We start from the raw sequence: 10,113 nt of genomic DNA, 5'->3' as shown, positions 1-10,113 counted from the left end.
GAGTGGGGAGCATCCTTATAACCAAAGAAATTAGCTAATTTGATTTGATAATCGAATGAGAGACGCTCTTCTGCTTTTCCAGCGAAGCAATGTAAGGCAAAGCGAACGTTCCAGAGAAAATGTTGACAATACGCTAATTTATCAAGTTCTTTTTCAGTAATGAATCCATAATCGATACCGTCAGCTAATTTTTTAATATTAAAATGTCTTTTACCAATACTTAATAAAATTTGTAAGTCGCATAATCCACCTTGACCGTATTTAACGTTTGGCTCCAAATTATAAGCAGTTTCACCATATTTAATACTCCGCTTTTTTTGCTCCAGAAGTTTGGCGTTAAAATAATCCTTACTGGTCCATATGTGCAAAGGATGGGTTTGATATATTAGTTCCTCCATTAATGAGCTTTGTCCACATAATAGAAACATGTCCATAATACTGGAAATAACGGTTACATTATGACTGGCTAATTCAGCACAAGCAGAAACAGTGGTAATTTGATGACTTATTTCTAAACCGACATCCCAGCAATCCTGTATGAAGTTTTGTGCATGGTGTAATTTAGTTTTGGAGATTTTATCGCGATGTAAAAGTAATAAATCAATGTCAGAATAAAGCAGAAGTTCTCGTCGTCCATAACTTCCTAATGCAAGAAGACAAAAATCATCTCCTTGATCCAGTTGGTTTTTGTTGAAGAGATTAATAATAAGTTCATCAATAAAAGTAACCAGCTCACAAATAACCGTAGTAATACTTGTTTTTCGGTTAAATTCTACACGCAGTTTTTCTTTAAACTGTTTAACAGTATTTTTAATGAGTTGATTATCGTTCTTCATGACGTAGAGTCAAAATTTCTACACCATTATCAGTAACTAGCAAGGTATGTTCCCATTGTGCTGAAAGGCTATGATCTTTGGTGACAACTGTCCACTGATCGGGTAACAAACGGGTATGATGTTTACCTACGTTTATCATCGGTTCTATGGTAAAGGTCATTCCAGGTTGTAATTTCATTCCTGTTCCAGGAGTACCATAATGTAAGACTTGTGGATCTTCATGAAAAATGCGGCCAATTCCATGACCACAATAATCCCGTACTATGGAACAACGATTTTTTTCTGCATGTTGTTGAATAGCATATCCAATATCACCTAATTGAACGCCTGGTTTAACCTTATCAATACCAATAAATAAACATTCGTGGGCGACTTGCACTACATGTTTTGCTTTGATTGATGGGGTACCAATAATAAACATTTTACTAGTATCACCATGATAGTCATCTTTGATTACAGTGACATCTATATTAATGATGTCTCCATCTTTTAAAGTTTTTTTTCCAGGAATTCCATGGCAGACTACGTGATTTACGGAGGTACAGATGGATTTGGGAAAACCATTATAATTTAGAGGAGCGGGAATAGCGTGTTGATTCATTACAATATAATTATGACAAATAGTATTCAATTCTTCTGTGCTAATCCCTTCTTGGACATGAGGTTCAATCATTTCAAGAACTTCAGCGGCAAGTTTGCCAGCAATACGCATTTTTTCTATTTCGTCAGGAGTTTTTATTATAACAGCCATGCAGTGAATCCAAAATTGTTAATCGATATAGATCTTAGCATAACTGAATATCGAGCAACAGTGTCCTAATACAAGTCCTTTTGACTCTTTCTTAAGAATGAGTTACGTGACCAGTCTAAACTGAGGTGAAGGCATCAGGTTATTACGCAACTGTGTGAGATCGACAGTTCTTACTTTATCAAGGCGACATAAGGCCTGCAAATCTATACGGAGTAGATCTTTATTTACTATTCCCTCATTCTCCAGCTGTGGGTTATTGATCCTGCTCGTACTAAAACAAAATGAACGCCTAGACCCGAAGAATTTGAAATAACTAATGGAAACAATGTTTCATTGTCACTCTCCATATTAAGATTGATTCTTCTGTTATTGTCTAAATTAAGACGGATGCTTGTTAACACTCGTGGCAATATGGGTTCATTAAAAGCTAGTGTTCCCTCAAAAGAACGATCAGGTCTGCAATATTCATTAATCCCATGGACCGGAAGATTACTCTGCTCTAGTCCAACATTCAGCCAAGAATTGTTCGCATTTTCATCTCCATTATCAATATAATTTTTCAGTGTCGTTATGATTGGGTTAAAGTCAAAATGTTTTGAACGTAGAACTTCACCAAATTGCTCATACCTCAACCCATTCGCTTCAATCACTTTGCAGCATTTCTAAAATGTCCGTTTTGGTGCTATTGTCCATCTGCTTCAAGCATGCGACACATGTGTTTCATAAGCGGTACATTTAAATGTTCGACCAGAATAATTCGTAAAGGTAGTGGGAGTTAATAGCAATTTTTGCGTAATTGAAGACTCGGTAAGTAATTTTTGCGCCTTTTCTTGTTTGCCAGAAGCCACGAGTGTCGATAGATACTGAGATTTGTTTATGGTTAAATTTCTTTGGACTTTAAATAGCCTTTCTCTGAGGCTTGCGCAAAGTTACCCGCATCTTTTGCATTAAGATGACCTGTAATTTTTTTAGCAATCTCAACAGGATTGGAATTAATTTCGTTATGTTTTTCTTGCATCTCTATGTCTTGCATTCGTATAAAGACCATTATTTGGACATATTATTCTTTTTATGTCAATAAATAGGTGACTAAAACAATGATGAGATTTCTAAATTTTCGTCACACAAAATATACTTTTTTTTCTAAATGAACAAATTATGATGCTACATACTCTCTGAATGCTTACTCATATAATTGTAATTGCGGTTCATATAGATTAAAGCTATGTTGTTCGCGTTCCGAACTGAGTATCCGCAATGTCCAGTTAAAAGGGGTATTTGAAAATACTATTTTTTTATTAAAATAATGTAAGGTTGAGTCGGATAGATTGTTGTTTTGATCATTGCATCAGGCAGCATAATTTTCTTAATGGAAAATGGGTTTTCATTAGGTAATAAATAGGATAATGGGTTTATTAAATTTTGAGCATAAACTTGGCTATTCATTGATTTAGTATTGCGAGGCGTACTGGGATGAATACTGCCAATCCATAAAGGTTGATTAAACTCTGTTAGATTGTAATTTGACTCCCAAATTCTTAATTCTAAAACTAATTTAGATTGGTAGTCTGTGTAGAGCATAATTAGAGAAGGTGCTTTGTTTTCATATAATTGCGTTAATAAGGGTAACTTAGCACCATTAGATTGATTATTTATCCAGGTAAGTAAATTTGTGAAAAAGGATTCAGTATAAGGTTCCCAGCCATTAAGTTTTAAATTCTCTGCAAGAAAATCTAAATCACCAGAATATTGAATATTAAATAGACTAATTCGTTTTCCAATTCGATTTAGTCTATAGATTGGTAATATAGGTTTTTGTTGGTTCCACCACATTTTCTCGCTTAGGGAAAATTCTTTACGATAAGTCATATGATTGTATGATAAGGTATGAAAATTAAAATAAGTTGAAATAGCTGTAGTTAATAAAATACCCATAAAAAGTGAAATAATCATGTAGGTAGCATGTTTAACTTTTATAATAGTTGGATGAGTTTTTCTATAAAGTAAACAATAAGTCAAACTAATGGTTGCACCCGCAAAGTAAGAAGCCAATACATCAGTTAGCCAATAATCACCTAAATATAAGGTTCCTAAACCGCTTAAACCAAGAATGGCGAATACAAAAGTCCTTAGTGCGTTGGTAAAAAATGAATAAATAGTGTTAATGTAAAATAATATAAATCCATAGAAAGCAGTAGCAACCATCAAGTTTATAGCAGGAAAAGAGGAGCCTGGCATGACTACTAACAATCCAATCGGTCTTGCGACATAAATGTAATGAGCTAATAAACGCGCCAAGAGATAGGTAAAAAAAAGCAAACCCGTTAAATAAATTATTGCCTTTGGATTTTTATGATAAATGAACCAAAAACAACAAATTAGAAATAAACCAGCTATTGTTATTATTGAGGTTAATTGAGTACAAAAAATAAAAAATGTTTTTATTACGCTCGTATGAATGCTTTGAAGAAATAAATGTGTGGGGAGATTAATGAAACTAATCCATTGAGTTTGAATAGTTAACCCCATAAGAATCATGAAACCAAATAGAGAAAATAAAGCGATTAAGGCAAGAGAGGCTGTAGTGTAATGATCTTTCTCATTGTTAGGTGTGATAACTTTACATAGGGGTTTCACTATTGATTTATTTGTTAATCGTAACCATAGAATATGTAGATGCCGTTTAAAAAAAGAATTTAATGTGTTGACTAACCATTTTACCATGGAGCTGAGGAGCCACATACTTGCAAGACAAATCAATATTAATACAAATAAACGTGTAGCACTCTCTGTAGAAAGTTCATGGCTGGCTGCGCCAATAATAACCCCGGGCATTACATAAAGCAAGGCCCAACCTATAGCAGAAAGTACATTGGCAATAAAGAAACTCCAGTGTTTCATGTGCAATATCCCAGCAATTACCGGAATTATGGAGCGTAAAGGTCCAATAAATCGACCAATTAATACACTTTTACCTCCATGTAATGCAAAAAAATCTTTACCGTATTGCAACCACTGGGGGTATTTCTTAAATGGCCAAAATTCAACCAGGCGTTCGCTATAAAAGTACCCTAGTAAATAGCTTAAGGTATCTCCTACGACTGCACCTAAAATCGCAGCGAGTAAGGTTAGATCAATACGCATAATCCCCGAACCGGCCAATATGCCTATAGCAGTCATGGTAACACTTCCAGGGACAATGCTGCCAATGATGGCTAAAGATTCAGTTAATGAAATAAGAAAAGTAATGAATAAAGACCAGTGTGGATTCTGTTGCAACCAATTAGTTAGGGGCTGTACATAATCTACTAACAAATCCATAGAGTCTCATTAATTAAATTGTTGTAGAAAACATCGCATAAAAAGCTGATTTACTTCTTCTAATAGTACTTTAGGATAAAAATGACTTATTTGCGTCATTTCCATTTTAGCAAATCCACATGGATTAATACCTAAAAATGGGTTTAAATCCATATCAACATTCAACGCGATTCCATGATAAGTACATCCATTTTTTACTCTTAAACCAATGGAAGCAATTTTCTGTTCCTTGATATAGACTCCAGGAGCACCGCAACGAATTATCGCTTCTATATTATATCGTGCGAGCACCGAGATTAACACCTGCTCTAACTGGGCGACCAAAGTTCTGATCCCTAAATTTCTTCGGCCAGTATCCATTAAAATATATGCAATTAGTTGACCCGGACCATGATAAGTCACTTGACCACCTCGATCAGAGTGTACAATGGGAATAGATCCAGGGTTTAATACATGTTCCGGTTTTCCTGCTTGACCTTGGGTATAGACAGGAAAATGTTCTAATAGCCATAGTTCATCTTGAGTTTGGGTAGTACGGTTTTGTGTAAACTCCTTCATCTGTAACCAAATATCATTATAATTTTGAATACCAAGCTGTCGTATCTGCATTATAAAACCATTTTGATATTTGGATGCTTAGTAATCTCTCTATAAAATGCATCGAGCATTTTTTGGTTTTCGGCATAAACAGTTACAGTAATTGCTAAGTAATTATTTTTCTTACTCATTTTATGAACGATTTTCTCTTGCTCAATACTAGGAAAATGTTTGAGTATAATTTCCCTGATTTCATTAAGAAAAGTAGGGGTATTGCTTCCCATTATTTTGATCGGAAAATGACAGGGAAAGTTAATTAATATTGTTTCAGTCATTCTAAAGAATCTATTAAGAGCCAAACCAACGTTTAAATGCCAGGTGTATGGAGTCTTTAGTGCGAGTAAAAAACCCGCCGGTCTCAATATCCTGTAACGCATAAACAGGTCGTGTGGAGATAATATTATTATTAAATTGTACAACTAAATCACCAATTTTTTCACCTTTCTTAATTGGCGCTTCTAAAAAAGATGGAACTTTGGTTGAAATATTAAGATCCTGGTATTGACCAGCAGGTATTGTGATGAATTGATCCTCATGTAAGCCTACTGATATTTTATCTACAGCACCTTTGTAAAGAGGTAACTCAGTGATTGATTCGCCAGATTTGTATAAGTGGTGTGTTTCGAAGAATCTAAATCCATAATTTAATAATTTTTCACTGTCATCAGCACGCGAAGAATCATTTGGCTCACCTAAAACCACGGCTAACAAACGCATGTTGTCACGTTTTGCCGAGGATACAAGACAGAATCCAGCCTCACTAGTGTGACCTGTTTTTAGCCCATCAACCTGATTATCACGCCATAATAGGCGATTTCTATTAGGTTGACGAATTCCATTGAATGTAAACCATTTTTGTTTATACCAATCGTAATACTGCGGAAAATCGATAATTAATGCTCTCCCGAGAATAGCCAGATCTTTAGCTGTGGTATAAAGATTGGGATCGGGTAAACCAGTGCTGTCAGTAAAATGACTGTTATTCATACCCAAGTTTTGTGCTTGTTGATTCATAATATCAGTGAATGAGTTTTCAGTGCCGCTAACATGTTCTGCCATAGCAACACAAGCATCATTACCTGAGTGAACAATAATTCCTTTAAGTAGATCTTCAATAGAAACTTGTTGGCCTTCTTTAATGAACATACGGGAACCGCCTATTTTCCATGCATCTTTACTAACTCTTACGCTATCAGTCAAATGAATTTGCTCATGGTGAAGTGCGTTAGAAATGACATATAAAGTCATCATCTTAGTTAAACTAGCAGGTGGTAGGCGATCTTCGCTATTTTTCTCAGCAATAATTTTTCCACTGTTTACGTCAATCAAAATATAAGCTTTTGCATTTAAAATTGGAGCAGCTGGAGTTACCAACGGTTTATTGATTACAGTTGCTGAAGGTCGTTCTAAATTATCTGCTGGATCAGCAAAAGTATTTGTTGACTGAATCAATAAAGTGATAAGAAACAGTGTAGTCAATAAAATAGACGTTCCGCGTGTCATGTTTGTACCTGATATGATTGCAAATCATATATCTTACCACAGCCTATCGTAGGCAACCAATTAACAAAAGAAAATATTACATAATTTTTAAATGGTGATTAATAAAATTTTCAATAGAGGAAAAAGACATAAATTGAAATTAATTCAAAATTCTGCAAAATTTCTGTATATTATCTGCAAATATTTATTTCAAATTGGATCTTAATGAGAAATATACTTATAACTCTAGTACTACTTTTATCTGGTTGCCAAACTATAAATCAGTCTCATAATTCTGGACCTACACAGAATAAACATGCTGCAAAAAATACTCGACATGTAAACAAGGCTATTTACAATCGGTATAAAAATAAACGAGAGCGATATACTCAATTGCAAGATGGAGCTCCAAAAAAGGGCCAGGTCAATTTTAAAGAGCCAGTTCCCAGGAAAGAGCCTTTGAGTCGGTATGGTAATCCTACAGAATACCATGTTAATGGAAAGAATTATAAAGTTATGACTAACCCTAATAGATACAAAGCTCGAGGAATGGCTTCTTGGTATGGTACAAAATTTCATAAGCAAAGAACTTCAAGCGGAGAACCTTATGATATGTATTCAATGACAGCAGCTCATAAAACATTACCATTGCCTACTTACGTCCGTGTGAAAAATTTAAATAATGGCAAAGTTGCTATAGTAAAAGTAAATGATCGGGGGCCTTTCCATACAGGTAGAATTATTGATTTATCTTATGCTGCTGCTTTAAAACTCGGGGTATTTCCCAAGGGTACAGCACCTGTTGAAGTAGAGGCATTAATGGGACCAGCAAGACAAGCTTATTATTACGTTCAAGTTGGGGCTTTTTCCACCACGGTGGTTGCAAAACAACTAAAAGCAAAATTGGGTCGTATTTCACAATCTCCGGTAACTATTGAATATTATAAAAAACATTATATTGTTCGAATAGGTCCGTTTGCTAGTAAAAAAGGGGCAGATAGCTTAAAACAAAAATTAACACGGAATGGTGTTAAAGGTACTTTTTCTGTTTTGATTTAATCGAAGTATATGGGATAATTAATAGTTAATTGCTCACTCCGTCTCATGCATGCGTTAAATCTGGCCATTTACTAGATTTTTACAGGAGCGACCGAGTAGTTTTCACTAAATAGGATCTGTTAGCAATTCGCCAAGATACATTAGAACTGTCAATAGAGATTCTAAAATTAAATTGTTTTTTAATAGTTGAGGTGCTCGTTCAATGCATGAAAACTTTGTATTTTATACTATATTCCTAATCTTCGCAGGGGCTGCATTCCTATCAACGCTAGTTCTTTATACTAAACAATCATTATTGGTTGCATACATTCTGTTGGGTGCAATACTTGGGCCTTGGGGCTTAAAGCTTGTGCCTGATGTGACTACGGTTAAACAGGTTGGTGATATTGGTATTCTGTTTCTTTTGTTTCTGCTCGGATTGCACTTACAGCCTCAAAATTTGGTCCATATGTTAAAAAAGGTAACGTGGGTTGCTTTAATCAGCTCCATTTTTTTTGTCCTAAGTGATTATTCTTTAGGAAGATACTTTGGATTCACCACAACTGAATCATGGATTTTGGGTGCTTCGATGATGTTTTCGAGCACTATTATTGGGTTGAAATTATTACCTACCACAATTTTACATCATCAACATACCGGTGAAGTGATGATTAGTGTGCTATTAATGCAAGACGTTATTGCAATCATTGTACTTGTTCTTATTAATGGGGCTCAACAAAATGGCGGACTTTATTGGAATGATGTGTTTTTAGTTGGTTTGGCATTGCCTGCATTATGTCTTTTTGCATTTGCTGTGGAGAAATATATATTAATAAGACTATTAGCTCGCTTTGATAGAACTAAAGAATATGTTTTTCTATTGTCTATAGGCTGGTGTTTAGGTTTATCCGTACTGGCTCAAAAAATTGGACTCTCTGAAGATATAGGTGCTTTTGTAGCCGGTGTCGCTCTAGCAGCAAGTCCTATTTCTCTTTTTATTGCCGAAAGCTTAAAACCACTTAGAGACTTTTTCCTGGTTATGTTTTTCTTTTCCATTGGCGCTTCATTTAATTTTGGTTTTGCGCAACAGATATTTATTCCCGCAATTATTTTGTCAATACTAATTCTAATAATGAAGCCATTTTTGTTTTATTTATTGCTTTATAGGTCAGGTGAAAAGAAATCAGTTGCTAAGGAAGTTGGTATACGGTTAGGGCAAGCTAGTGAGTTTTCCTTGCTTGTGGCAAGTATTGCATTAAGTACGAACCTTATTTCTGATCTGACCTCCAATCTTATTCAGGCAACAACTATTTTGACATTTATTGTTTCCTCATACGTGGTTGTGTTGAAATATCCAACTCCAATAGCATTATCTGATAAAATGCGTAAGGATTAATTATCATGAAATTAATGATCATATTATTATGCTTGTTTAGTGAGCGTTTTTTGATTCATTCTGTCTCTTACCAACGTTTCTATTGGTTTGAAGATTACTATCTGTTTATGAAAAAAGTAGCAGAAAAAAATGTTTTTTTCACTCACTCCTGGGCGCTTTTTGCCTTGATTGTACTGCCTATACTATTTTCTACAGCCTTTATTTATATTCTACTTCATGGAGTGTTTTATGGCTTCATGGGTTTACTTTTAAGTATCGTTTTGTTTTTTTATTGCCTTGGTCCGCAAAACGTATTTTATCCTGTAACGTACTCAGAGAATGAAAGTGCAAATCAGCTTGCAGGTGATTATTTTGCAAGAGTGAACCAACAGTTATTCTCTGTTGTATTTTGGTATATCATTGCAGGCCCAATTGTAGTTGTAGCTTATCGTTTAATCGCTTTGTGCCGAAATATCGCTCCAATTAGTGTTCAAGCAAATGAAATTACGGATTTGCTCGAATGGATTCCTGCACGCTTAACGGTATTACTGTTCTTACTTGTCGGAAATTTTCAACAAGGTTTACAGTCGTTTCTTAGATATTTTTGTGCGAAACCAGACTTGAATAATGAAATGCTACGTGAATGCGGATTGCTAGCAGCGCGTACAAATGGAACGGGAACTCAAGAAGTGTCAATGCCTGTTGCCGAAGAG

Annotated in this window: 11 protein-coding genes; 3 read left to right on the top strand and 8 right to left on the bottom strand. The window is 35.0% G+C overall.

Going from position 1 to position 10,113, the window contains the following annotated elements:
• The 8 genes from WA877_RS06375 to WA877_RS06340 all read right to left on the bottom strand — a co-directional run.
• Positions 1–836 (bottom strand): DUF294 nucleotidyltransferase-like domain-containing protein (locus WA877_RS06375; protein ID WP_425170090.1); only part of this gene is annotated, 836 nt, incomplete at its 3' end.
• Positions 823–1,587, bottom strand: a complete 765-nt coding sequence (gene map, locus WA877_RS06370; RefSeq protein WP_425170089.1) for a type I methionyl aminopeptidase — start codon at positions 1,585–1,587, stop codon at positions 823–825. The genes WA877_RS06375 and map, both read right to left, overlap by 14 nt.
• A 227-nt stretch (positions 1,588–1,814) precedes the next feature.
• Positions 1,815–2,237: a hypothetical protein gene (locus WA877_RS06365; RefSeq protein WP_425170088.1), complete on the bottom strand. Its 423-nt coding sequence runs from the start codon at positions 2,235–2,237 to the stop codon at positions 1,815–1,817.
• Positions 2,238–2,467: 230 nt separating this feature from the next.
• The gene (locus WA877_RS06360; RefSeq protein WP_425170087.1) at positions 2,468–2,605 is read right to left on the bottom strand and encodes a hypothetical protein; all 138 of its coding nucleotides are present in this window, start codon (positions 2,603–2,605) and stop codon (positions 2,468–2,470) included.
• 269 nt (positions 2,606–2,874) lie between these two features.
• The gene (locus WA877_RS06355) at positions 2,875–4,908 is read right to left on the bottom strand and encodes a VTT domain-containing protein (protein ID WP_425170086.1); all 2,034 of its coding nucleotides are present in this window, start codon (positions 4,906–4,908) and stop codon (positions 2,875–2,877) included.
• A 9-nt stretch (positions 4,909–4,917) separates the two neighbouring features.
• Positions 4,918–5,517: a lipoyl(octanoyl) transferase LipB gene (lipB, locus tag WA877_RS06350; protein ID WP_425170085.1), complete on the bottom strand. Its 600-nt coding sequence runs from the start codon at positions 5,515–5,517 to the stop codon at positions 4,918–4,920.
• Positions 5,517–5,780 (bottom strand): HP0495 family protein, encoded by a 264-nt coding sequence (locus tag WA877_RS06345; protein WP_425170084.1) that lies wholly within the window; start codon positions 5,778–5,780, stop codon positions 5,517–5,519. The genes lipB and WA877_RS06345 overlap by 1 nt, the downstream gene beginning before the upstream one ends.
• A gap of 13 nt (positions 5,781–5,793) precedes the next feature.
• Positions 5,794–7,008 carry a D-alanyl-D-alanine carboxypeptidase family protein gene (locus tag WA877_RS06340; RefSeq protein WP_425170083.1) on the bottom strand — a complete coding sequence of 405 codons (1,215 nt, stop codon included), beginning with the start codon at positions 7,006–7,008 and terminating at the stop codon, positions 5,794–5,796.
• 204 nt (positions 7,009–7,212) lie between these two features.
• Here WA877_RS06340 and WA877_RS06335 point away from each other — a divergent pair, with 204 nt between their 5' ends.
• From WA877_RS06335 to WA877_RS06325, 3 genes are all read left to right on the top strand, one after another.
• Positions 7,213–8,046: a septal ring lytic transglycosylase RlpA family protein gene (locus tag WA877_RS06335; protein WP_425170082.1), complete on the top strand. Its 834-nt coding sequence runs from the start codon at positions 7,213–7,215 to the stop codon at positions 8,044–8,046.
• Positions 8,047–8,248: 202 nt separating this feature from the next.
• Positions 8,249–9,421, top strand: coding sequence for a cation:proton antiporter (locus tag WA877_RS06330; protein WP_425170081.1), 1,173 nt, complete (start codon positions 8,249–8,251; stop codon positions 9,419–9,421).
• 5 nt (positions 9,422–9,426) lie between these two features.
• Positions 9,427–10,113, top strand: a 687-nt coding sequence (locus WA877_RS06325) for a hypothetical protein (protein WP_425170080.1), incomplete at its 3' end; no start/stop codon positions are given.

The organism is Legionella sp. (genome assembly GCF_049790535.1).
GTDB lineage: Bacteria > Pseudomonadota > Gammaproteobacteria > Legionellales > Legionellaceae > Legionella.
This window is presented reverse-complemented; position numbering and strand designations above follow the sequence as displayed.